Source organism: Mycetocola lacteus (assembly GCF_003667575.1).
GTDB classification, from domain to species: Bacteria; Actinomycetota; Actinomycetes; order Actinomycetales; family Microbacteriaceae; genus Mycetocola; species Mycetocola lacteus.
The window spans coordinates 1-516 of sequence record NZ_RCUY01000007.1 but is presented as its reverse complement, the minus strand read 5'-3'; the positions used below and the strand labels follow the sequence as shown (position 1 = coordinate 516).

The following is a 516-nucleotide window of genomic DNA, read 5'->3' as shown; positions in this document are numbered from 1 at the left end:
CGGGTGCACGTTGTTGGGTCCTGAGGGATCACTCAAGGCGGTAACGTCTTGTTGATACCTTCGGACCAAAGCCTCACAGCATGGATATGAGCTGGAGGGTTTTGGTATCGACCGTACGTTGAGAACTACACAGTGGACGCGAGCATCTTAAGAATTACAGCCCTTTTGGGGTTGTGGTTCATGATAAAGATGATCTTTATAGATCATTGGTCAATTTCTGAAAAGTTTACTTTTACAGTTTTTTGATCGATTTTTATACTCATGTGATTTCAAATTTTTAAGAGCAAACGGTGGATGCCTTGGCATCTGGAGCCGAAGAAGGACGTAGTAATCTGCGATAAGCCTCGGGGAGCTGATAAACGAGCTGTGATCCGAGGATGTCCGAATGGGGAAACCCCGCCACGGGCTGCAAGGTTACGTGGTGACTCCCGCCTGAATATATAGGGCGGGTAGAGGGAACGTGGGGAAGTGAAACATCTCAGTACCCACAGGAAGAGAAAACAACAGTGATTCCGT

1 rRNA gene is annotated in these 516 nt (G+C 47.3%); it reads left to right on the top strand.

Features of this window, described 5'->3' with window-relative positions:
- Nucleotides 1–267: 267 nt before the first annotated feature.
- Nucleotides 268–516: ribosomal RNA gene (locus D9V34_RS08960) — 23S ribosomal RNA — on the top strand; the annotation flags it as partial.